General features: G+C 55.3%; 14 protein-coding genes. 1 reads left to right on the top strand and 13 read right to left on the bottom strand.

Going from position 1 to position 25007, the window contains the following annotated elements:
- The first annotated feature begins 119 nt into the window (after positions 1-119).
- Entirely contained in the window at positions 120-965 is an 846-nt protein-coding gene (locus tag C5Y83_RS11145) for a sugar phosphate isomerase/epimerase family protein (RefSeq protein ID WP_105329776.1), read from the top strand.
- On the opposite strand, the gene C5Y83_RS11140 is transcribed toward C5Y83_RS11145, so the two are convergent.
- The 13 genes from C5Y83_RS11140 to C5Y83_RS11080 all read right to left on the bottom strand — a co-directional run bounded on the left by C5Y83_RS11140 (position 934) and on the right by C5Y83_RS11080 (position 24840).
- Positions 934-1266, bottom strand: coding sequence for a hypothetical protein (locus C5Y83_RS11140; protein WP_146117742.1), 333 nt, complete (start codon positions 1264-1266; stop codon positions 934-936). The two genes, C5Y83_RS11145 and C5Y83_RS11140, sit on opposite strands and share 32 nt — an antisense overlap.
- A 90-nt stretch (positions 1267-1356) precedes the next feature.
- The gene (locus C5Y83_RS11135; protein ID WP_105329773.1) at positions 1357-3315 is read right to left on the bottom strand and encodes a PDZ domain-containing protein; all 1959 of its coding nucleotides are present in this window, start codon (positions 3313-3315) and stop codon (positions 1357-1359) included.
- Complete coding sequence (locus tag C5Y83_RS11130) at positions 3316-4341, bottom strand: S1C family serine protease (protein WP_233207190.1); 1026 nt, start codon at positions 4339-4341, stop codon at positions 3316-3318.
- Between the two features lies 1 nt (position 4342).
- Entirely contained in the window at positions 4343-6109 is a 1767-nt protein-coding gene (locus C5Y83_RS11125; RefSeq protein ID WP_105329770.1) for a S1C family serine protease, read from the bottom strand.
- A gap of 15 nt (positions 6110-6124) precedes the next feature.
- On the bottom strand, positions 6125-7348 hold the full coding sequence (locus tag C5Y83_RS11120) for an NPCBM/NEW2 domain-containing protein (RefSeq protein WP_105329768.1): 1224 nt from the start codon (positions 7346-7348) through the stop codon (positions 6125-6127).
- 42 nt (positions 7349-7390) lie between these two features.
- The gene (locus tag C5Y83_RS11115; RefSeq protein ID WP_146117741.1) at positions 7391-8401 is read right to left on the bottom strand and encodes a hypothetical protein; all 1011 of its coding nucleotides are present in this window, start codon (positions 8399-8401) and stop codon (positions 7391-7393) included.
- 59 nt (positions 8402-8460) lie between these two features.
- Positions 8461-10440, bottom strand: a complete 1980-nt coding sequence (locus C5Y83_RS11110) for a hypothetical protein (protein ID WP_105329765.1) — start codon at positions 10438-10440, stop codon at positions 8461-8463.
- Between the two features lie 57 nt (positions 10441-10497).
- On the bottom strand, positions 10498-12822 hold the full coding sequence (locus C5Y83_RS11105) for a hypothetical protein (RefSeq protein ID WP_105329764.1): 2325 nt from the start codon (positions 12820-12822) through the stop codon (positions 10498-10500).
- Positions 12819-15599 (bottom strand): hypothetical protein, encoded by a 2781-nt coding sequence (locus tag C5Y83_RS11100; protein WP_105329763.1) that lies wholly within the window; start codon positions 15597-15599, stop codon positions 12819-12821. Before C5Y83_RS11100 ends, C5Y83_RS11105 begins: the two co-directional genes overlap by 4 nt.
- Positions 15596-17926: a BatA domain-containing protein gene (locus C5Y83_RS11095; protein ID WP_105329762.1), complete on the bottom strand. Its 2331-nt coding sequence runs from the start codon at positions 17924-17926 to the stop codon at positions 15596-15598. The genes C5Y83_RS11100 and C5Y83_RS11095 overlap by 4 nt, the downstream gene beginning before the upstream one ends.
- Positions 17927-17938: 12 nt before the next feature.
- A complete protein-coding gene (locus C5Y83_RS11090; protein ID WP_105329760.1) occupies positions 17939-18841 on the bottom strand; it encodes a DUF58 domain-containing protein in 903 nt (300 codons plus the stop codon).
- Entirely contained in the window at positions 18810-19856 is a 1047-nt protein-coding gene (locus C5Y83_RS11085; RefSeq protein ID WP_105329758.1) for an AAA family ATPase, read from the bottom strand. The genes C5Y83_RS11090 and C5Y83_RS11085 overlap by 32 nt, the downstream gene beginning before the upstream one ends.
- 163 nt (positions 19857-20019) lie before the next feature.
- Positions 20020-24840 carry a PQQ-binding-like beta-propeller repeat protein gene (locus C5Y83_RS11080; protein WP_105329755.1) on the bottom strand — a complete coding sequence of 1607 codons (4821 nt, stop codon included), beginning with the start codon at positions 24838-24840 and terminating at the stop codon, positions 20020-20022.
- Positions 24841-25007: the final 167 nt, after the last annotated feature.

The following is a 25007-nucleotide window of genomic DNA, read 5'->3' as shown; positions in this document are numbered from 1 at the left end:
AAAATAACTGAGCCTTTTTTCGTGCCCTGGCCCATCGGCATGGTTGCGGGGCGATAGCAGACGCTTTACATTCCGCTACAGCGCTTGCAAATTGACCCTCTGCATAGAAGGAGATGACTGTGGAAAAGTGGGCTATTGGCGTCTTTGCCAGTCTCGATGCCGGTCTCGGTGTGAATCTAAACGTTGCCCAGGAACTGGGAATCAAGACAATCCAACTGCATGCCCCGCAGCAGTCTTCCCGCACCAAAGAAAACGCCGACGCGTTCTTGGCCAAGCTCAACGACATGGGCATTACGCTGACTTGTGTCTTCGGTGGCTTCGACGGGGAAAGTTACGCCGACATCCCGACGACGCAAAAGACGGTTGGTTTGGTTCCTGAGGAAACACGCGCCGCGCGTACCGCCGAGATGAAAGAGATCGCCGATTTCGCGAACCTGCTAGGCTGCAAATGCGTGGGCCTGCACATCGGCTTCATCCCGCACAATACCAGCGATCCGCAATACTCTCAGGTTGTCGCCGTGGCTCAAGAACTTTGTGACCACTGCGCTTCGATGGGCCAAAGCGTTCACCTGGAAACCGGTCAGGAAACGGCTGATGGTCTGCTGCAGTTCATTGGCGATGTGGCACGCGATAACTTGAAGGTCAACTTCGATCCTGCCAACATGATTCTGTACGGGACTGGCGAACCGATTGAAGCGGTCAAGAAGGTCGGCAAGCACTTGGGCAGCGTGCACTGCAAAGATGCCAAGTGGGCCGCCAACCCAGGTCAGGAATGGGGCCAGGAAGTTCCCGTCGGCGAAGGGGACGTCAACTTCGACGCCTACCTCAATGCCCTGAAGGAAGTGGGTTACGAAGGTCCGCTGACGATCGAACGTGAAATTCCGCAAGAGCCGGAACGACAGAAGCAAGAAATCGGCCACGCCGTAACCGTGCTCACCGATCTGAAGTCGAAGATCCTCGGCTAAACCAAGGTTTTTCTTTGGGCTTCTTCTTCGGCTTAGGCGGCCGAGGTCGCAACAACCAGATAACGATTAAAAGCGGGATCACAAAGATCGCCGCTTTTTTAAATAGCAGCACGGCCAGGACCGATCCAACGCCGATTGTTGCCAGCCAAATCGGTAACATCGCCAACTGCGGGTAAGCCAGCCAAACCGCGCCCATCACCAGGCCGACCTTCAACAGCGAACCTTGGACGGTGATGAATGAGGAATCGGTCCCTCCGAAAACCCACATCGCAGCGGACGTGACCAAAGTGATTAAGGACACGATTCCAATCTTGTTGCGAAACGAAAGCATCAACAGATAAGCCGAGGAGAGAGAGTCAGGGGCAGGCAGGCGAAAGGAATGGCTCGGCGGTCAAATTCGATCGAGCGTGTTGAGCCAGATGGCCAGCTGAGCGATCTCGGCACTGGATAGGACGATCGTTTCCGCGTCCGGCATGGTTGCTTCGATGATGGGGTACTTCAGTTCCCGCAGCGATTCGACCTGCTTCTTGACGAAGTCGGCTCGCTTCTCATCGCGAGGGACGAGGAAGACCAGCTCCAACTGAGATAGCGGCTCGCAATCAGGCACATTCGTTCCTCGCGGCACGCCAGCTTCCGCAGCGACGGCTCCATTCTGGATGTCGCGATTCTCAAAGCCATGGATCAACGACATCGCCCCGCCCGACTTGCCGCCTACAGTAACCGTGCGAAGTGGAGCGATGTTGTAGTTATCGCGCACGCGATCAATCATTTTCCGCACCACCGACGACTCGGCTCGCTTCCAACGATCGCCATCCGCTGGCAAGATTTCCAAAACGGCAAAACCAAACGTCTCGGCTTGCTCGTGCCAGGCATCTCGCATCGATTCCAGTTTGAAGTCAACGTCACCCAGCAGAACCACTAAGCCTAGCTCCGGAAGCTTTTTGGCCGCTTCTGGGACAAACAACTTGGCAGCGTTTTGTTCTTCCGCGAGTTGGAAGTCACTTTCGCCGGTCGCAATGCCATCTTGCTCGGTGGCATCTTGCGGGACTTCCGGCTTAGGCGCACCCGTTAAGAACTTGTCCGGCACGGACTGCGGCTGAACTTCGATCTCTTGCTCGGCACCTTCACGGACAATTGTTAACTTATGAGGTACGTCCGGTTCGGCGGTAGCAACGGCATTTCGCAGACTCTCGGAGTCGGTGATATCGGTTTCGTCGTACCGAATGACCTTGTCCCCCGCTTTGAGATCGGCTGAGTGAGCGGCAGTGTCTTCAAAGACGTACTCGATGATCGCTTCGTCCGTCGAACGCTGCGGCAAAATGCCAAGCAGCGGTCGATCGTAAGGAACAAGCTTCTCCGCGAGTGTCACATCGATCGCTAGTTCCTCATCACCTCGTTTGACTTTAAAGGCAATGGTGTCGCCGGCGTACGCTTCACCCAGGATGTGCTTGAGTTGAGCCTGTCGCTCGATTGGGCGGCCGTTCGCTTCAATCAAGATGTCTTTGACCTGAATTCCCGCCTCTTGGGCTGGACTGTTGTAGCGGACGGCCGCGATTTCGGCCTGATCGGCAACAATGTCGTTTCCCTTCAGGTTGATGCCCAGTAGGCCAGGCATCAGATCATTTCCTTCTTTCAGCACATCGAGTCGAGATTCGAGCTCGGTCAATGGTGCGGCGAATCCAATCCCCGAGTCGTACCATTCCATGCCTCCACTTGCGCCAGGATCTTGCGGCGAAAGGGGCGTGAGGATGCCGATTACACGGCCATGAATGTCGATCAGCGGCCCGCCGTAATTGTTGGGTGAGATCTTGGCATCCGTTTGAACGGCCTTGCCCCAAACGCGATGTGTCGCACTAACAATACCGACCGAAACCGAAGGACGATCAGGGGAGAACGTTTTGCCGAGCGCAATTGCCCACTGCCCAGGGCGAAGTTCTGTCCGGGCGATCGATTCTGGAACCGTCAGTTCAACGTCCGTTTCGACCTTAAGGAGAATCAGATTGCGATTCTTGTCTTTGGCAACGATCTTCGCGGCAACTCTCTTGCCATTGGGCAAAGCAACCAGGATCCCAGACGGCTCCTGAATGAAACCAACAAGGCTGGAAAGGATGTAGCCGTCGGGCGAAATCACGGTACCAGTCGTTCGACTAGCACCTTCGAGCGGTCCCCCGCCCTGCACCAAGCCACCAACCGTTTCAATTTGCAGGACACTCGGAGCAACACGATCAACTGCCTCGCGAATAGCCGCTTCTTCCGCGACGTTCAGTTCCTGCGCGCGAGTGGTCTCAGCGACCAGCGTCAGGGCAAGAGTCACCAGGAGGAGCGACAGACGTGTCATCGGCTTCGACATTTACTTCAATTCGTTGAGTGTGATTTCAATGAGATCTTGGTTACGGAGCACGATCAGCGAAAAGCGTTGGTCGCGGTCCATATAGCTTAGCTTCTCGATCAAGGCATCTTGCGACGAAACGAGTGTTCCGTCGATGTACATGATCAAGTCGTCCGGCTGTAGCTTCCCCTCAGCGGCCAACGACTCACCTTCGACGCGTTCGATGTATAACGGAGTCTTGTCGAGTACATTCGGAACGAGCACAAGTCCGAGGTGCGCGAGCGTGAGCGGGTTTTGTGGCTTTTCCTGCTGAGGATCAACGACCGGTCGCGAACGCCCGGCGATCAGGTCTTCGATCGGCTCTTTGATCTCCCCCACCGGCAACGCGTAATTCAGCCAGATGTCGTTTCGCGAACTGCGTAGCTCTTTACCGATCAGCCCAACGAAGTGCCCTTCCTGGTCCGTCAAAACACCGCCAGCCGCTCCCGGATTGTTCACAATCGCATCGACAATCAAGACAGGACCTTGATAGGCGGAAGGAAATGCACTGCGGCGTGCTTCGAGTGGAGCGATCGCAGAAACATATCCGCTCAACACACTGGCAGGTTCATCACCGGCGGCGATTCCGAACAGGTTGCTGAACGACAAGATTCGATCGCCTGGCTCTATCTCGACCCCTTCATCCAAGTTGAAGTAGGGCAGCTCTTCCGCTTCGATCTTGAGCAGGGCGATACCGAATCGAGGATCAGCACTCGCGAGTTCCGCGGTGAAATGCCGTCCATCGTCGAGCACCACCGTGATGACGCTCGAGTCAAGCACGTAGCTCCACGCGGTGAGGATATGACCATTGGGCGTGATCAGGCTTCCAGACTGGTACGACTCAAGACCACGTAGCCCGCCGGCTCCGTAGATCTTGACGACCTTCCGTTGCACGTCTCGTGTGATGTCACGCAGCGTCGCTTCCGCTTGCAACGCGTTTGTCGTTACGCAAATCCCTGACAGGACTAACGAAAGCAGCAACAGTCGAGCAGTTGGTTTCCCGTACATCTTAAGTCCCCTCACTGGAAGGAAGGACATTCCATTTTTTAACGGTCACGATATCGAACGGCTCGTCGCCGAAGCGAACTACCATGCGATAGGGTAGCGTGTAGCCGCCGACCTCGCGGTAGTCGCTGAACTCGATTTCGCACGGATCGGCATCCGATTCCGGGAACATCTCCAGGACTGCCAGTTCGCCCGTGTCGCGGTCGAAGTAAGCCCGGATTTCCAGAGCATCGTACAAACCGACGAGTACGTCGTATTGAACGTTGAAGTCGCGTCGGGGTGCGGTGCCCAGATAGTAGACCTCGCCGAACTTCTCGAACGGTTGTCGCAATAAACGCTTCCAAGTGTAAAGCGCCAAGAACAAGCCACCGCTACCGGACGGCTCTAACTTTTGGGTCAGGTCGCCGGAAATTTCGATGTTGTGATTCACGCCCGCCAGTTTTCCTTGCACGACGGCCGGATCGATGTGAATCACACCGGTGTCGTTATCGACCAGCGAATATTCCATCTCCCAGGAATCGGACGTTTGCGACCAATCTCCTAAAGCATCGAGGGCCTTACGCAGACGATTTTGATGTTCTTGATTGAAGTGGTAGTTGGCATAGCCAGTTTTTTCCGCGTAAAGGTGTTTCCACTCTTCTGGCGGTTTCGCTTCTTCTTTGCCATGCCCTGGCGTGGGTGCCGGGCGCGAAGGTTTCTTTTCTCCATCATCCTCCCCCTCAGGCTTCTCTTCGGGGCTAGGTGGAATCGGGGCACTGCCGATCTTTTCTAGCAGTTCGCGCCGCGAGTGCACGCCTGCCAAGCGAACGATGGTGTCGTAACGCTTACCGTCTCGTCGGTACGAAAGGGGCACGCTCCAACCACGGGGATAGATGCCTAGGATGTTTTTGAAGCCATTGACCGTTGTCACGTCGCGGCCTGCGAAGCTGACGATCTCATCCCCGTAACGTAGCCCGCGCCGATAGGCATCGGAAGAGCTAAGGATGTTGGTCACCACGACGCGACCTTCCGAATCGGTGATTACCGTGGCGCCGAGCGTGGCGTGGTCGATAATGCGGCCACTCTTCAGGTAGCCCAAAAAGTTCATGACCTGATTGATGGAAATCGCATAGCCGACACCAACGTTCACGCGGCCACGTTTTTCAAACGAACCGCGTCCATTGATGCCGATCAGTTGCCCTTTCGCATTGAACAGCGGTCCGCCCGAGTTACCTGGATTGATGGCCGCGTTGGTTTGCAGACAGTCGGTGTATTCCAGTAGTGTCCCGGCTGGATATTGATAACGATGCACGCCGGAAACAATTCCCCAGGTCACCGTTGGTTGCAGATCGGTCGCTAACAAAAATGGATTGCCAACGGCAAAGCACCAATCGCCCGCCTTGACGCCGTTGCTGTCAACGATCTCGGCTGCGGGGAAGTCATCGCGACCGAGCATCTTGATGACCGCCACGTCCCCTACAGGATCCACGCCGACGATCACCGCATCGTAAACCTTACCCCCTTCTTCGGGCATACTGCACTTCATGAAGTTGCCGGCCGGATCAGCCACGTGGAAGTTGGTAACGGCATAACCGTCGGGGCTGACGATCACGCCACTGCCACCCCCGGCCGCGCCTGCGAAGACCGAAATCGTCGAAGCAGAAGCTTTTGCGACGGCGTCGATCCTTTGTTGCTCGGCCTTCAGGACGAGGTCCATATCGGCAGCTGGTAGTGGCGCAGCCGAACTCGCCAGCAAGGCAAAGACCAGGGAGAGTGGTAGATATCGTTGCATGCGGATCACTCGAAATTATTTCAGGAGGCGTGCCTGGCACAGGTGAAGTGCGTCGCCGAAGTCTTCGTCATCGAGAGCATCAACGATTATTTTCAGTCGGCGGACGCCAGCGACATTCACGACGATGTCTTCCGGAGGAGTACCTTCCTCGAACGTTTTTTCTAGCAAGATCTTTTGATTGCCGATGATTTGAAGTTTGGCGGTGCACATGCCAAGGCTGCGTGGGGCGATGCCGGCCTTCATGCGAAGTTGGCGAAACCCATCTGGAAGGTCGTAAACCAAAACGGAAGTCGCATGGATGGCAATCCCTTTCGAGTACGTCTCAGGTTGGCCATCGAACTCTAATTGCAGTGGTTCTTTCTGAAACGATTGATTCATGCGCGGACCATAGATGAGCGACAAGTCACGCATCGAAATGGCTGAGCGAACAATCGGCGTCCATTCGACCAGCGACGGTTTCATTTCGTCTAGAAACTGGATGTTACCGGCAGCGTAGTCGAGCAGGCGAACTTGCGAAAAAGGGATCGGAAGGTCTTCGTTGGCCAACGTCGAAACCTGCAAATGATCGGACGTTAAGCGAACACTTTTAGCTATCAGCTTCGAGTCATCCCGTAAATTCACCAGGCAAAGAGGAGCTGGGAAGGTACGGGCTTCACGCTGGAAAAAGAGCACCCCGTACAGTTTGGACGGGGAGACATCCTTTTGGATATTCCCGAGTTGAATGCTGATCCCTGCTTCGGAGATTCGTGGAATGATCAAATCTTGAACGACCAAGTTGCCGTCACGCAGTAGCACGATCGCATCTTGATTTGGCTTCTCCTGCAGAATCTTATTCCAGCTTTCCAGGTGTGCATCATTCGCTTGCTGCGGGTCGTTCAGAAATCGAACCGCCTTGATGCTGCTACGAGCGATGCTGACTTCTTCACCAATCGCGAGCTTCAGTTGAGCATTGCGTCCGTCGACTTTGAGGTCGGTAAGAAACAACCGAGAGTCATCCGCTAAAATCAATTCCGAAGTCGGAGCGGACAGACTTTCATTTTCTGAAGTCGCCGCTGGCTTGATGCTGATAACTTCTTTGGTCGCCATCGTGACGGCAGGCTGGCCAGACGGTTGGATGACGATCGATTTACTGGTCAGATCGACCAGTTCACCTTCGGTCTGGGAACCATCGAGTCCCTGAAGTTCGACGCCGGGTGTGGCGGCGGAAAGCAGGAGCATGATCAGGCATAACATCTTCATAGAGCGTCGTATCTCTGCGAGCGGCAATCGTTGCGCTGGTTCTTAGTTGTTGCCCGCGGATGGATCGCGAGCGATCTTGCGGAAGTACTCTTCAATGGCACGACGGTAATGCGAAGGATACTCGTTGGAAATCTGTTGCAAGGCTTCCTGGCGTTCCTTGGGTGGCACATCGCCCCAGTCGTGCTTGTGTTCCATCTCTTTCTTATCGACATCACCCGGGCCACTTTCGGTGCCGGGCATGCTGTCCTGCATCGGACGCATTGGATTATTGGAACCGTTCTGGTTTTGTTGTTGCTGTTGCTGCTGCTGTTGTTGTTTACGTTGCTCTTCTAGATCTTCGATCATCTTGTCGAGCTTCGCCACGACATCTTCTTCCGTCTTACGAACCTTCTTGCCTGCCCGACCCAGGTCGAGACGGCGTTCGATGTCACGCATTAAACGAGCGACTTCGTCGAGGGAGTCGGTTTCGAGCGGTTCGATGTCTTTAAGCATCATTTGTGATACCGCCAAATAGCGGATCGGTAGTCCTTCGCTCCGCGAGAGTAACTGCTTCAGCGTTGTCACACATTCTTCTTTCTTCAACAAATAGTGCTGGCACGAGGCCTCGAAGAACAACAGTGCGGCAGGATCGACAACCTGATCAGGAAGTGGCTCGCCCAGTTCGTTCAGGGCTTCGTCGTACAGGCCTTTTTCGGCCAGCCACTTGCCGTAAACGAACTTGGCATGATGAATCAAAAACTGAGGAGGCCAGCTATCGACGTTGGTCGTGTCCAATTCGATAGGGCCTTGGTAGTTGCCGGTCTGGCGAAAGGAATCAAGCTTCTCCCAGATTTCAGCCGAGCTGATTTCGAGAGAGCGATCGAGCAGTTCGCGAAGTGGCAGTGAAGAATCGCTGATGTTATTCCAAAGTTCGAGTAGCTGCGTCTTGGTTTCAACCGGTACGTGCGACGTCTGGCTCCAGGTGGTCAGCTCTTCGGCAAGTTGCTCGCGCGACGGCGGAGACCAACGGTCTGGTACCGCTAATCCGGCTTCGGCTTGCACGAAACGAGGCATGCAGAACAATCCTCCTAGGACTGCGATGCTCGTTAGGCTGCAGACAATTCGGCGAAAACTCATTGGTTCTTCCCCTGAACGTTGTCGCGAGTGATCTCGTAAATACGGCTTTGACGCTCGGCCAAATCACGTAACAGATTCTTCAAGTCGTCGCCGGTCGCCTGGCCAACTTCGTCGTCGGCGTCTTCTAGCATTTGGGCGTAACGATTGGTTCGCTGGTTAACACGGACTTGCATCGATTTGATCAGCCTTAGTTCGGCGATCTTGTCCACCAGCGGTTCTTCACCTTGTTGTTGTTGCTGCTGTTGTTGCTGTTGCTGCTGCTGTTGTTTTCGGTCTTCCTGCTCTTTCTGAGCTTGCTTGAGCGATTCGAGCAGTTCTTCCAAGCCCGCGACGATGTCGTCTTCAATCGTCAGCGTCAGGCTATCAAGCTTGGCTTGGCCCAGTCGGTTGGAGACTTCCTCCATGTCCTCGCGGACCATCATTAGCGATTCCGGGAAGGCAATCGATGAGCCTTCTTCTTTGAGCAGCTCTAATGCTTTGTCCGCCTCGACCACGATTTGCTTCTCAGCGAAACTTAGCTTGCCCGCTTCGGCGTCCTCAGCGGAACCACGCTGGTCGACAGGGATTTGCGAGAGACGTTCGGTGTCTTCATTCACGCGAAGCTGCATCTCCAACATCTTGGTGAACCGCGATTCCAGTCGAGCTAAAACGCGTTCGATTTCTTCTTCACGCAACTGGCGAAGGATTTCTTCGAGTTCGGCGATGGCTTGAGCGAGTTCGTCACGAGCGGCTTGCTGTTCTTGGGCGGCACCATCCTTGTCGGCTTCGTCCAGCTTCTTCTGCGCCTCTTGCATACGGCGTTGGGCTTCTTCAATCCGCTTACGGGGCGAGAACTCGTCCTGCTGCGGTTGTTGTTGATCGTTTTGAGGCTGCTGGCCTTGTTCGCCCTGTTGTCCTTGCTGACCCTGTTGGCCTTGTTGTTGGCTCTGTTGCCCCTTTTGACCCTGCTGCCCTTCCATTGGCTCACCCTCTCGAGGTTGTCCCTCTTGGGGCTGTCCTTCTTGCGGTTCGCCATCCTGAGGCTTCCCTTTTTCGCCCTCTTTGGGCTCACCCTCTTGGGACTGGCCATCCTTCATTTCGGAGTCGGATTTCTCACCTTCCGAATCGCTGGGCTCGCCTTCTTTCGGTTCGCCTTCCTCTCCTTCGCCAGGCTGGCCCTTCTGCGAATCGCCCTTCTGTGAGTCGGATTGTCCATCTTTCGACTCGGCGCCTTCGCTCATGTCGCCGGCAGATTCTTTACCTTCGGACGGCTCTCCCGATTCGCCATCTTGGCCTTCTTTTCCTTCTTCGTTCGAGGACTTACCGTTTTCGTTTTCACCTGGCTTTTTTTCCGATCCTTCTTCACCGTTCTCGCCTGATTGACCATCACCATTTTCTGAAGGTCGGCCCCCTTCTTCTTGCTCGGCGATCTTGTCGGAAAGCGATTTGGCGTCGTCGGCCAGGCGGGCTTGTTCTTCCGAGAGGGGTTTCGTATCGCTGCCCCCTTCCGTGCGGCCTTGAATGCTGCGCTGGCGGTTGAGCAGCTTCTGCGCGTTCTTGATGTAGTCTCGAATGCGGGCTTCTTCGTCTTTGATTTGTTCGTCGCGGTTTTCGCTTTGTAGAAGCTTCAGCAGTCCGCGGAGGTCGTTCTCGATCAGGGCTTGTTGGTCGCTTGCGCGCTTCAACTGACCGATCTTTAGAGAGTCGGTCGTCTCGGTCATGCGAGATTGAACGCGCAAGTTGCGGCTGTTGCGTACCGCTTCTCGCAGCAGCGTCGCCCGTTGTGGGTTGTTGGCCTCGTCGATATCGGCCATCTTCAGCATCAGCTTTTCGAGTTCGTCGAAGTTCGCTGTGATTTGCTGCTGACGATCAGAGAGCGCATCCTTGGAGGCGACTTCCTGAGCCGAGGTCAACGAGGGGAAGATGCCGAGGCAAGTCAGGAGAATGAGCCCTCGCAGTCCAAACAGCGCATTTTGTTTCGCAGGACGTTCAGGCATGTTGTTTTCCCTCGGGTGAGAAAAGGAGAATGATCACAAAATGATCATCCAAGCTTCTTAATCTAACAGATCCAGGATCTGCTGCTTTCGCAAATCTTCCGTTTCTTCGCGAAGTTTGGTCTGAGCGTCGATGAGTAGACGCATCTTTTCCATAAGTTCGTTGAAGTTCTCCAGATCAAACATCTTCTCTAGAATACGTTCCATTTCGAGAATGATTGCGTCCGTTTGTTCCAGGGCAACCTCTACGACCGGAAGAAACGGTTCGGGCTGATCGTACAGTGCCTCCAATTCTTGCGTCGTGCTCTGTAATTGAGCATGCATCGGATCGGAGAGCTTCGTGATTGGCTCGATAATCATCTTCTCAAGGCGCTCTTTGCGGGCCGTCGTATCCATACGGTTAGACGTCAGTTCAGCCCGAATTTCTTCGAAACCAACCTTGATACCCACAAGTTCTCCATCTGCCTTCTTACTGGCTTGATGGGCCCTTTGGATACGCAGACGTTGCAGATCGAGTGCCTTTCGGTACAAATCTTCGGCATTCACGGTCGAGATCCCCTCTTCCGGGGAGGACTCGCTAGCCGCAAATTCATTGATCCCAAGGACAAAACGCTTAGCATCGATCTGAATTCGGGTAAATTCCTCGCGGAGACGCATCGTTTCGTCCCGTATCTGCTCGAATCGGCGTCGTAAATCGAGCTCGCGACCTTCCAGCAACGAGAGTAGCTTATCGGGCGTGACCACATCTAATTGGAGGCGATCAGCCGTTCCAATGTTCCCTTCGCCATCCAAATCGCATTTGTCTTGCGCAAAAACCGAAATGGTCACTTTGTCGTCAGGTTCGACTCGCAGCACTCCGTCGGGGGTCTGTTGTTCCTTCAGATCGATGACGGTCGTAAAGTTGCCATCAGAATCCGTCGTCAGAGGAACCTCCATCTTCGCACCTCCGACCACTTGAACCTCAACCCATGAGCGATCGACACCGAAGTCGTCTTGGATTCGACCTTCCAGCTGAATCCGGGCATCTTTGGTAATTGCCGAGCCAACACCAACTGGGCGCATCTCAACCGCCGGAGGCATATCGGGAGCCGCAGAGATCTTCAAACGGTATGGAATCTCGTTGGCGATCCCATCAATGTCTTCCAGAGAGATTTCAAGCGGTAGGTCCCGTGACAGACTGGCGTATTTCTGTTCGATGGTAGTGACCGGCGGATCGAATTTCAGCTGCTTCGATTCCTGTGTCGATAGGTCGAAGAGCGTGGCAGCAACAATTGGCTTACTGCTGGTCATCGTCAACGTGACTTCGGAACCAACCGGCAATTGCGTTGCCCCAGAGACCACTTCCTTCCGCGGAAGCAGTTCGGTGTATTCTGGCAGGACAGCGTCAACTTCGCTGCTGGTGATGAACGGACGATCGACCACTTCGATTCGATAGTCGGCCAGTTTGTGGTCGTAACCAATTACATCAAAATCGAGCGAGTTCGCCATTCCGATCAGCGGTTTTCGATCGTAAACGAACGGCAACTGATCTTCTTCCTCACCGTTTCCCATCCGTTGCATGCGGACCGAGTCGGAGATACCGTCGGCGGTGCGGTACACGAGCGTTGCATAACGAGGGACGTATGACGCATCCGTGTTGGCGGCGACCAGCAATCGAACCGAACTGCCGCGAGCCACCTTCACCACTTTATCCTGGAACGGCAAGACAACCGTGGTGGAACCTTCGCTACCTGCGTTGTCTCGCTGAAGCACTTCCAGCCCAACCACTTCCATTTGTGCTAGGCGTGGCCAAACCTGATCGCTCAGGGCGAGCCGACTGATCCAGATTTGAAACGATGCGAACGCGATCACAGCAAAGATGCCGATGGTGATAATCGCGAAAAGTGCCCCGAGTCCGTTTCGCCATAATGGCGTGGGATCGAACAACTCGGTCAAGTTTACTTCCGGAATCGCCGCCAACGCATCGTGACGCGTTTTGGCCAGCATTTCCTGTTCGTAGGCATCGACCACTTCATGTTTCGATTCCGATGCCTCGACCGTTGTCAAAAGACATTCGCCAAGTTGCGGATAACGCCGTTCGATTAACAAGGCCAAGCTGCGATTGGGCATCGACACCCACAAACGACTTACGATCATGCGGAAGAAGAGCCACAGCGAGCCGATCCCTGCAATTGCAAGCAGCACGGTCCGGGCTTCGACCGGCATCTCGCTGGCACCGAACGTTACGGGAACGTAGTCCAACGCCAGCCCAATCCAGAAGACAACGGCCAGCCAAATCAAAATGGCGGCGAAACCTTCGAGGATGACATAGCGACGAATCCGACCGCGCAGGGTATCCAGCAAACTGGTGATCGATTCAGGGAGTGGTTCTCGTGAGGTGCTCATGCCAGTTTCGCGAACCTCCGTTGAATCCATTCCACGCTCAACGCGATTACGATGAATGCCAGAAGCCAGCCGCGTAATTGTTCCTGGAAGGTCCGATCAGTCAGATCGGGAAGTGCGGTATACATATCGCGTGGTGGCAGCACATCGGCGCCGACCAGCGTGGAAAGGTTTTTGCTGTCCATCAAATCGGTGATGCCAACAATCGACTGGCCGCCCGTTTCACTGGAGAACGCCGTCAGCACGGCATCGTCTCGCTGCGGCCTGGCGATTTCTCGATCAGGAATTCGGGCCCGAACTTCCCGCGCGAGCAGGCTGTCTTCGCCCCCGCCTGGCAAGTTGACTTCGATGCGATATTCACCATCTTGCAGCGGCGTGAACTGCCCGGCGTACTGTCCTTCTTCAAACTCAGGCAGCTGACGCAAAAGGAGCGTTTCTTCGGTCCCATCTGGCAAGATCAAGCGACCTTCGAGCTGTGGATCGGTGAGCGGATTGTGTTGAGCATCGGTCAGGAATGCACGGACCTCAACCGTTTCGCCTAACGAAACTCGCTCGGCACTGACCAACAGTAACCCCCGACTCGAGTCGCGAGCCAATCGACCTTGCGATGCGTAGCGGATGAGTTTGGTGTAGAAGGTCTCGAAATAACCGACGTCCATACTGCGGATACGCCACATCTCGCCACTGCCAAGGAATATTACCCGACCAGCACCGTAGAAATGGGAGGCCATGTAGACGGGGAGTTTGCCGTCGAGACTCTTGGTTTCGGCCTCGACATCGGCCCAATTCGCCGCACCCGGCTTCACGCCACTGACGGCGAAGTAGCCGTACACGCCAGGGAACTGTTGCCAAATGTGATTACTAACATCGGCCGCGGGATCGAGACGCAATGCCTCGGCCTTTTGCCCTTCTGGGGTCAGGACTAATTTGCGAGCGGTTTCAGAACCGAAGCGTCCTAAGCCGATCGAAGTTCCCCGGCTGAAGAACGTCACCGGATGCAAATCCTTGATGATGTCGATCGCTGGATCACCGCGACGCAGGCTGGCCCATTTAGGTGTGAAGATGGGACCGGCGATGACAATCAAGCCGCCCGCCTTTTCACCGACCCAACGTTCCAGCAGTTCGATCTGATCTTGCGAAAGTCGCGACCAGTCCGGATCGAAAGCCACGATGCAGTCGTATTCCTCGAACAGCACTGTCGGGTCGTCTGGGAACTCGAACAGCAATTCGTCCGATTCCTGCGAGATGCCAGGCTCTCCCGTTTGCAGCAGCACGTGCAGTTCGACATCTTTGTCGCGAAATAACTGATTACGGAGGAAGCGGAATTCACGCGTTGGACCGCCAGCCAGCAGCAACACTCGGTTCCGCTGTTCGATGATTTGGACTTTGACGACACGCTGATTGTCGCTCTGGTCGAGATCGGTTTCCGAACTGCCAATGATTCGCAGTTGATAGGCTCGTGTGCCAACGGTTTCGGGAGTGATCTGGAAGTCGACGGGGATCACTTCGCCATCTTTGCCCAAGCTAATAGGATTAGAAGACTTCTCGATCGCTTCTTCTCGGAACTCGCCATTTTCGTCGATGGTGCCGGAAGCAACTTGCAGTGTGACCAACTTGTTGGGCATGCCGAAGCCTTGGATGTAGCCACGAAGTTGGAACTCGTCGCCCGGATAGGCTTTGGCGGGTGCTTCCAGGTCGACTACCCGCACGCTATGGGGCTGCTCGTCCGAACCGAGTCCGACGGTGACGATGCGGGCCCCGATTTCCTGAGCCATGCGTGCGGCGTCGGCAGGAGCCGTTCCCTCGTTGTTGGCTCCGTCGCTTACCAGCAAGATGCCTGAAAAGGGCCCGCCCCGTTCTTGATTGACGACTTGAACGACCGCATCCCCAATTCGCGTTTCCATACCGGTCGGCTGGAGCGACTTAGCCCAGTCGATTTGTTCGATTTGGAGGGCTGGCTCGCCGGTGGGTGTTTCGCCTGGGGCTGGGACGAGTTCGGCTGGGTTTTCGTCCCCTGCTTCGCTTTCCTCCGACTTACCCAGGACGATTTCCCAAGGACGTACCTCATCGTTGCGGAGGTCACCCACCGCGACCAAGATCACGGCGGTTAACAGCAGAGTCGCACTCAGGAAGTTGAATGTTGCTCCGAGGCCACCTGTTGCGTTGAAGCCAGCCAGAAGCAACATCAACAGACCCGCCGAAGCGATGCCGATGCCGGTCCAGGTAATCCAGGTCAGTTCGTCCCATTGCTGTTGATAGGTGGCGGAAGCTTCCTGCTCGATTAGCGTTTCGGGTTCGCCGGTTCGCGGGAAGAAGGCCACACTTTGCGGGGGCGAACTATCATCGAACGTCATCACGCTGACGTCATGCTGCTCGCGTAACTGCGGGATGATTTCACTCTGCGATAGGAGCATGATCGCTTGATCGGCACGCGATGTCGGATCAGAACCATTGCCGGGGCGTTGGTCGGGGAGCCCCATGCTTTGGCTGGTATCGACCAGGACGGCGACTCGCGAGTTCTCGCGGACTTCACGTTGGGTTTTCTTTTCCAAGTTGAAAAAGAAGAACAACAGGCCAAGCATCGCTGCCGTGCGCAGGCCGAACAGCACGTATCGGCTGAGCGTTGGTAATGCGTGCGAGTCGCGACGGGACCACCACCAGACGAACATGGTGATCGAGGCGACTACCGCGGCCAGCAATGCCCACTGTGACCAGTACGGCAACTCGCTTAAGCGGCTGAATTGATAGGCGGTGATGGTGTTGGTTGCGGACTGGTTCATGCGGCCGTCCCTCCTGGAGTCGCCGGGTGGTAACTCGCATAGTAGGCCAACACTTGTTCTAAGAGGAGGGCCCCAATCACCAAGGCCAGCAAGATTGATTGCCAGTTGGTTCCTTGTTGGGCGGCATTATCGTACTGCCAGGCACTAGCACTGAAGTAGTTGAATTGAACTGAAGGATACAGCTGACGGAGATTTGTCTCGTTCATTCCCAGCAAGTCGCTTTCAGGTACGTCTGGCACCAGCGTCGAACGGCGAACTTCGTTCGAGCCGTCTACTTTTGTGAGCCAAGCTTCATAAACGCCAGCCTGCCCGGTGAGGAACTTGCCGGTGACGTCATCGACACCGCTAAGGACTGCCTTGCCATCGAGTGTTCCGCCAAGGGCCGCGAACTCGACGCGTTCACTTCGAACCGTTGGCAACTGGGAAGTACCAGGAGCGATAAAGCCCGGCGAGTAGAACAGCACGTCGGAACGATATTCGGACATCGGAGCGATCACCGCTACCTCTGAGCCAACCGGAAGCGAAGCACCACTAACTCGCGACTTGCTGTTGTAGTTGCGAAGCTCAAGCACGGTGACGATGAAGCTGGGATTCGTGGCCCAACTGTTCCATTGTGGCCCGAGTGAGGTCAGGAAGGTGATCACTTTCCCTTGGCCGATGTTCTGTTGTAAGACCAGCGGTTGGTCGTTGCGGAGGCTGCCAAGCACCTGAGTTCCTTCTGGCGTTTCGCTTAAAAACTCCGGGGGAACCGGGAAGTATTTGCTGACGATCAAGCGACGTAAAAACGGATTCTTTTCGCCGGCAAACACGCGGAATACTGGGTTGTCGCCAGGGACAAAATCGGGTGGCCCGTCGGGAATGTTTTGGTCCAATTCTTCCGCCGCTTGCAGCGTCGTGGGCAGAAGGCCAGCATTGGCGAGTTCGCCCAAGCCAATTTCGTTGGTGTCAGGACCGAGATACCAAACCAGGCCTCCTCCTCCTTCGACGTACTCTTTAAGAGTGGTCAAGATACGCTCGTCAAATTGCGGCGGATCGATGATAAAGATGTTCTCGAATTTCTGCAGATCTTTCAGTTCGGCCGACGTCAAAAAGCTGGTGCTGCTGGTCGTTGGCGTCACGCCGGTCGACACGTTCGGGGCCGGGTTGAAAACGGATTGCAGGTAAAACGCGTTGGTCAATTTGGGATCGCCGTCGACGATCAAAACCGGAATCGTCGGCTGAACGTCTACCGCAGCGAAGCGTGTGTTGTCGAGCGGAAGTGCGTCGTCCGGCAGATGGAATGACAAGACGTGCGAGCCTTCAGCAGGGAAGATAATTTGCGTTTGTCGCGTGACTTGATCGCCGGCGGGGATCTCGTCGAAGTTGATCGGGAGTTGTTCGGCAAGGCGTTCCAGGCTTTGACCGGCCTGAGAGATATCGGTCCTACCGGTTGTCGAACCGAAGAGATCGACCTGCAAACGGACGTCGACCGCAGCTTGTTGGCCGAAGTTACGTACGGAGACTTTCACAATGGTCGGCACGCCAGGGACGATCGTGCCGCTGCCGATCGATACATCGGTAATGGCCAAGTTGTCCTGAGGCAGGCGGGCACAGTTGATCCAGTTCATTTCGACCGAGCGTTCTTCGACGCGAGCCAGTGGATCGCGGACAGCGGCTTCCGCTCCCCAGTCTTTCTCGCGGAAGTCGGAAACAACATAGACCTTGGCCACCTCGGTCTGATCGAACTGCGAGGCAATCTCGCTTCCCCGCTGGAGCACTTCGGCTAGAGGGATCGTTTGTTCCGTCGGCGTGAGGTTGGTGAGCAATTCTTGCAGCCTGGTGATGCTGGTCGAATCCATATCGACCCGCATCCGCGTTGCCTGGTTGGGCGCGGCTTGATCGGGGCCGTCGCGAAGGATGTCGGAGTAGAGCATCACCGAGATTCGCTGCGGCTGATCTTGTTCGGCAAGTTGCTCGATCAAACGGTTCGTCGTTTGAATGCCCGCATCGAACGCGGTATCTCCACCGAGGCGTTCCCGCATCGAGAAGGTATCGTCGAGCAAAATCAGGTGATGCGTGACTCGGTCGGCCAGCATGTTGGACCAGGTTTGTGTGGTGATCAAACCGGCCAGCATGGCCACGATCAGGGCAATCGCCGCCATACGGGTTAACAGCAGCAAGAGCTGCCGAATCATGACCCAATGCTTCATGCGGCGGTGGCTCTGCATCAGGAAGTCCATCGCCGCCCATTTGACACGACGGTGCCGCATCATGTTGATCAATTGGATCAACACGGGAAGCGAAATCAGGGCAAAGCCCCAAGCCAGAGCTGAATATACAAAAAGCATTACGCCTCGAACTTAGTTACGGTGATGCATTCCCAATCGATTGGAAAGGTAGGTTGTCAGGACCGTCGCGAGCGAATCGCTGGTCCGAACCAGGGCGTAATCGATCGTATTTTTGCTGCATTCGCGCCGAATACGTGCGGTGAACTCGTTGACCGCTTCCAGGTAACCTTCTCGCAGGGCACGTGGATTACAGGTCAGGTGATCACTGTTCTCCAGACCTTCAAAGCGGGTCGAGCCAGAAAACGGGAAGTCGAGTTCATCGTCGTCCATAACGTGGAAGACCATCACGTCGTGTCCTCGTTGCCGCAAGATTCGTAAGCCCTTTGCGGTTGCTTCGACATCGCCGAAGAAATCGGATACGACCACAACCAATCCGCGGCTGGTATAACCTTCGGCGAACTGCTTGCAGATGGTCTGCATATCGGTCTTGTCGCGCGGAGACTGGTTTGCCATCGCGTCGACAATCGTGTTCAAGTGGGTTCGCTTGCTGAGCACCGGCACGCGGTAACGAATGCGATCGTCAAACACAGCACAGCCGACGGCGTCCTGCTGCTTCAGAATGAGATAGGCCAGCGAGGCCGCGATCGTGCAGCCATAGTCGTACTTCGTCAGCGGACCATTGCCGTAGCTCATGCTGGCCGAAGCATCAACCAGCATCATGCAGCGGAGATTGGTGTATTCTTCGTACTGCTTGATGAAGTACTTGTTGTGCTTGCCCCACACCTTCCAGTCGATATGGCGCAGATCATCCCCGGTCGCATATTCGCGATGCTGGAGAAACTCGATCGACTGCCCGAAGTAAGGACTGCGATGAGTACCGGAGAGGAATCCTTCAACAACGTGCCGGGCGCGTAGTTCCAGTTTGGAAATCCGCCCGAGCGTCTCAGGATGCAAATATTTTTTGGAATCGGGCATCGCTGGTTAGCTGATCCTCTTTGGCGGGCGTTTCCTTCAAGATCCGATCGATCACGTCGTCGGCCGACACTCCTTCGCTTTCCGCACCGTAGTTCAGCACAATGCGATGACGCAGAACCGGTTTGGCCAGTGCTTGAATGTCGTCGGTCGTAACGTGCGTGCGACCATGCAGCAAGGCTCGGGCTTTACCGCCCAGAATCAAAAACTGCACACTTCGGGGACCTGCACCCCAGGAAAGCATCTCTGGGACAAAGTCGGGAATGCCTGGCTCGCCGACGCGAGTCTGACGAACGAGCGTGATCGCGTATCGAATGACATGGTCCGATGCAGGGACATCACGAACAAGGCTTTGCAGCTCGATCAGTTCTTCCGCCGTAAGGACCGGTTCCAGCTTGACCGATTGTTTGACCGTCGTGCGGCGAGCGATCTCGAACTCGTCGTCGAAGGTCGGATACTTCACGAACACCTTGAACATGAAGCGGTCCTGCTGTGCTTCCGGCAGCGGATAGGTCCCTTCCTGTTCGATCGGGTTTTGCGTTGCCAGCACGAAAAACGGGTCGGCCAACTCATGGCGAACTCGCCCGACGGTTACTGTTCGTTCCTGCATCGCTTCTAGCAGCGCCGCCTGCGTTTTCGGAGGCGTACGGTTGATTTCATCCGCTAGAATCACGTGCGAGAAGAGCGGACCTTGCAGGAAGCGGAATTCGCGGTTCCCGGTCGTCTTGTTTTCCTCGATGATTTCCGTTCCGGTGATGTCCGCCGGCATTAAGTCAGGCGTGAATTGGATACGGCTGAAGCTCAGCTCAAGCACTTTGGAAAGCGTGCTGATCATGAGCGTCTTCGCCAGACCTGGGGCACCTTCCAGAAGGCAATGGCCCCGACTCATCAAGCAGATCAGCAGTTCCTCGATCACCTCCGATTGGCCAACGATGACCTGGCCCAGTTGATCTAAGATCCGCGTACGCGCGACAGATATTTTCTCGATCGCCGATTCGGCGAACTCTGATTCGGACATCCAGGCTCTTTCCGTTCTGTGAGAGATCTAGGAGGAGAAGCGGTTAAAGCGATTATGACACGGAATCGATTTCCGGATCGTTAAACTTTAACACGCTAATCGTAACTTGTACTGCGCGAAATCACAACATAAATGAAATGCCACGAAGGCCTCTTGTAGGGGGTTATTTCTTCTCTTCTCCGTCTCCGGCGGGGAACGAAAAGTCGACCTCCGTCGCCGCTGGTGGGGCTGGAGCCGGGGCTTTCGTGGGATCGAAGTTCAGCGTGATCTCGCGGGTGGCGAGTTTCAATTGGATCGACGAGTCGGTCGGATTTCCGGTCAACGAGAAGGTGACACTTAGCTCGCTGAACTCTTGGCGATATAACGCCCGTCCGTCTCGTTTGTCGAGTAGCAACACCTCTAGGGCCGAATTCATTTGCGGCGTGCGAGCATCGGGGCGATGCAATCGGGCTACCAACGCGATCACGGGTAGGCCACTCGATTGGAAGCTCTCTAGCAGGTAGTTATCGTGAACCAAAGCTGGATTGTCCCACTGCGGCTCGTTCGTTTCTGAATTGAATGCGTAGATTTCACCGCGGAGCAGCTTCTCGCTATTGTCGTACGGGATGCTACGGAAGTGAGGTCGTGGATTGATGTCGCGATAAATGGCCAGCAGGTACTGATCGTCGGATTCAACAGCTTTCAGCTGGATAGCCTCCCCTTTCTGTGCCAACGCATTTTCGTGTAGCACCTTTCCATCAGGGATGTTGATCACCTCCAATTGGCCGGTCTTGTCGAGCGTGATCAGGCTTGGCTTCCGCTGCAGCAAAACACCCTTGGTAGCGGAATCAGCTTCATAGCTACGCGACCAAACTTTCTTGCCGGTTACCGCGTCAAACGCTTCCAGCCCTTGCGGGCCTTCGGTGGGGAGTTTCTCCCAGGCCAGAACCACGCCCTCGCGAATCGTCCATACGCGATCCGAGCTAGGCAGCTCAATCGTGTCCAGCAGCTCGCCGTTGTCGGCCGAGAGGACCATGGCGTTGACCGTCAGGCCAACTTCGCCCCGCTGTGACTGTTCGTCTTCGGGAATTGCGATGATGTGTTTGCCGGTCAGAACTAATTCACAGCCCAGCTCGATCCCGTCTCGTTCCCAGTAGATCACGCCCGTCTCTGGATCGCGGCAGAACAATCGCGAGCCGACTTGGTAGCAGATCAAATCTTCGTTGCAAACGAATTGGCCGATCGGTTTGTGCGTTGTCACATCGCGAGCGGTCCGTTCCATATCGGCGAACGGATTGGACTTCTTCGTATAGACGTCGAACTCGCGGGTGCGGCGGGTGGTTCCACCAAGACCGTTCTGTAAGTCGGCATTCCAAAGAAGACGCGAAGAGTCATCGCTCGGAAGGCGTGGCATCATGTTAAATGCTTGAAGCTCACTGCCGAGCGACAAGATCAGTAGGTGCCCGATCTGCGTGGCATGCAACGCACCGATCTGCGGCTGATATAGCTTGCGACCACTTTGCGGCGTGAAAGGAATTCGTACCACCGGATTGCCGAACTCATCACGGACAATTACCAGATTGGCGTCGCTATCCAACAAGATCGAATAGTCGGTCCGCATCTGGCTGTTTTGCTCGTGCAAGCGAATCGGGTAATCAACTCGCGTGAAGCCACCATTGGGGATTTCCTTTACCGAGGCGGTTGCTTCTGCATAGGGCCAAAGGGGCTTGCCACGTACCATCGCGGAAGCCACAGGATCCCATTGCTGGAGGGCGGCGACCTGGCGGCCGGTCTTACTTCCATCAACGGCGACATTCGGGTAATCGTTGGACAACCGAGCGAACCATTTGGCCGACTCATCGGTCAGGCCCGCTTGTTTCAAACCTTTCGCTTCCAGATAGATCAGCGGAGCGATTTGATCGTCGGCGACTTCGGCTGTGAGCAATGTCCGGAGGATTGCTTCGCCTTGCATGACTCGGCCCGCAGCGAGGTGGTCCGACGCTAATTCTACGCGGGCCTCGGTCGTTACTGGGAAGCGTGGAAAGCGATCGACAAAGCGAGTTAACGCCTTGGTGTGATCCCCTTCCCCTTCCAGCAGTGTCGTCAGTCGCTTCTGCACTTCGTCGTTGGCCAGGGTTTTCTCTTCGGGGGACATCGCGTCGTACAGCTGGCTAATCATGCCGCGTGCCCAGCGGTCGGCGGTTACCTCGATTTCGGGAGCAAAATCACGAATGATCAGATCGTTGGGCACCACTTGCGAATTGAGATATTCGTCCGTCAAATCGAGAAACTCAAAGTAGTGCGTCAGTGCCTCCTTGAACTTCCCTTCCCCATGCAAACCTCGGGCGGTCAGGCGTGCTAATGAGATCTTTTCGTCAAGTGTGCTGGCCAGTTCGTTCATCTGCGGCACGACATCGCGGAACTTGACGAAATCTTCGTTTAAGGCAGCCAAACCGGTAGCGACCAGTTGCGTGCGTGTTTCTTCGACGTCTTCCAGTTCCAGGGAACGCTGGAGTGACTCTAAGGCGAAGGCCAAATCACCGTCATGCTTTTGCAGCTTGCCAAGCATTCGCAGCGCTTCCGCATCGTCTGGGTTCGTTTCCAAGCGAGCAGTGACTTCGCGTCGCAAGGCATCAATCTGCTTGTAAGCTGTCACGTATTCAGGGCTGACCGAAATCACGTAGTCTTGGTAGCAAACCATGTTGCCCAGTTCGCCGACCGCCTCAATCGGCTGATCTTGATGCCCGGTGGTGATGTCGATCGGCACAATCTGGTTTCGAGCGGTGGGCAAGTAGTACTTTCCGTCTAGTCGGAAGCCAAATCCGCTCGGCAAGGATTGTTCGGGGAGTTCCGACTTTTCTGGAGTCCAAGCAGCTTCACCGTCTTCGATGTTCACACCGGTCACGGACGACTTGCCGACTACCAGGGCAATTCCATCTTCGACGGTTGCCAAGGCAATGTTGTCGCGGCGGGGACGTTCCCATAACTTCTCGCCGGTTAGCAGATCGATGCAGTAGAGGTAGTCCGAATCGGTTGGCGTGATGAGGACTTTGCCTTGGTGAATGATCGGCGTTCCGTCAGTCCAGCGATCGGCCATGGCCAGGAAGTCATCTCCCTGGTTGTTGCTGGTGATACGTCGGGTCGGACGATTGCGATTGGGTTCTTTGTACTGAAAGCCCCACAGCAGTGTGCGATTAGCCAGGTCGACCGCGACGATCGCACCGGTATTGGTTGGACAAACCAGGATGCCGCCCTTGTGCGAAGGAGTTGCCGCCTGAAGCAGATTGGCCAGCAGATCGCCAGGCGAAGCGGCCGTTTGTCGAGCGAGTTGCTGTGTCCAATTGATCTTGCCCGTTTCAGGATCGAGACAGAGCAAGCGAATTTCGTCAATGATGCCGGCCAGCACGAATAAGTCTTTGCCGACAGGAAGTGGTGGCCCCAGGAAGCGGGCCTCGGAAAGCTGGTTCTCCTCTTGGACCGGATCAGACGAGACGCCCCCCAGTTGCCACAAAATGGCTCCTTCACGTTCAATGTCAAAACAGTAAAGGTGATTCTGTTGGCTGGCGAACATCCCGCCTGGCTGCAAAGCACCTTGCGCCAGAATCGAGCCAATTTCGTCGCTGGGATTACTTTCTTCGTGAACGTAAAACAGTCGCTTGCCGTCTGAAGAAATCAAGCCGGAGCGTGCATCGGACCAAATCGCTCGCTCAAACGCTTTTCCCAATCCTGGAAAGAGGGCTGCTACCCCATCTGATTCGTCCTCGGACAGATCGAGATCGATCGTATCCCAAGGGAACTTCCACATCACCTTGCCGCTGTGAATATCGGTCGCCAGAAGCCCCGCTGGTGTGCGGAAGATCACCTGGTTCGCGACCACCACGGGATGGATCGCTGGAAAGACGGGCACGCGATTGTCATGGAAACGTTGAACAGAGTTCTGGATGTCTTCCTGCTGTTGCCGGCTTTGAGCCATGCGAGCATTCCACTGAATCTCTTGCAGTGGTTCGCTGCCACGCGATGGTGCGGTTCGCGATTCGGAACCTTGGAACATTGTCCAAGCGTAGGGAGGAAATTCGCTCAGCGAACCAATCTGAGTAAGTTGGTCGAGAATCTGCACCGGGTTGTTCTTAGCAATCAGCGACTTCGGTAGAAGTTGATCGAGCAGTTGCTCCTTCTTTAGCCGTTCAAGGATCTCTTTCGCTTCGTCGGCCTGACCAACTTCCTTCAGGCAAATCGCCTTCATCAATTCGGTTTCGTTGCGATAGCGGCGCGAGTTATCAGGTTTGAAGTCGAGTCGGTTCAGATCAAGCAAAGCCCCCTCCCACTGCCGAGCATCCATCGCTTTGCGAGCCAGGATGATGGCTGCCTTCTCGCCTGAAGGGGTGAAAAGAAAGCGACGCGCTACGTTGGTTAGTTCCCGGTGATCGTCGGTTGTCAGGGCATCCTGCAGCATGGCTTCCGGTTCGCCACCGACTAGCAGTTGGTAAGCCTCGAGAACATTGGACGGCAGGGACTTCACCATCTTAAGCGTTGAAGTTTTGACGCTTTCTGAGGTCGTTTCATCACTGGTTTCCAGCGGAACCAGGAAGTCTTCGCTGTCTTCGACGGCCAACAGTTCGATCAGCTCTTGAGCGGCGTCGGTCCAACGTTCTTCTTCGGTAAACTCTTTGATGCGTACCAGACGAAGGCGGTCTTCGCGTGGGATCGGTAGAAAGAAGGAAGATTCGAGATCATTCTGCTCTTCGGCCCCGAACTGCGATATGGCGTGCGTCGTTAGCACGAGATCGTAGGTCAGCCCAGGGATCGGTGCGGCTTCCAGTGATGTAGGTGTGACAGAAGTGATCAGCCCAACGGCAAGCGTCAGAGCAAGCAGCTTACCGCCGCCAGAGCGAACAACGGAAGCGAGGGTGCTAGCGAAAGGTTGGATCTGAAGATTCCGATACATGAGCGTGCCCTGCATTTCCATTGAAGGGAGATAATCGGTCACCAGCGGCGTTCCGGCCACATTAAACTCCTGGCGAAGCTTAATGTACTCTATTCCAGTTTCCGTAAGGAAAACAAGTTTTGTCGATTATGGACAGTCGATTTCATCGATTCAGCAGTACGGGTTACGGCATATCGATGGTGGATGAATTGTAGGCAAGAGACCGGGAAAGGGGCGATTGGGACGGA

The sequence above is a fragment of the Blastopirellula marina genome (genome assembly GCF_002967765.1).
Classification (GTDB): Bacteria; Planctomycetota; Planctomycetia; order Pirellulales; family Pirellulaceae; genus Bremerella; species Bremerella marina_A.
The sequence above is the reverse complement of the archived record's forward strand: the minus strand, read 5'-3'. Positions and strand labels throughout refer to the sequence as shown.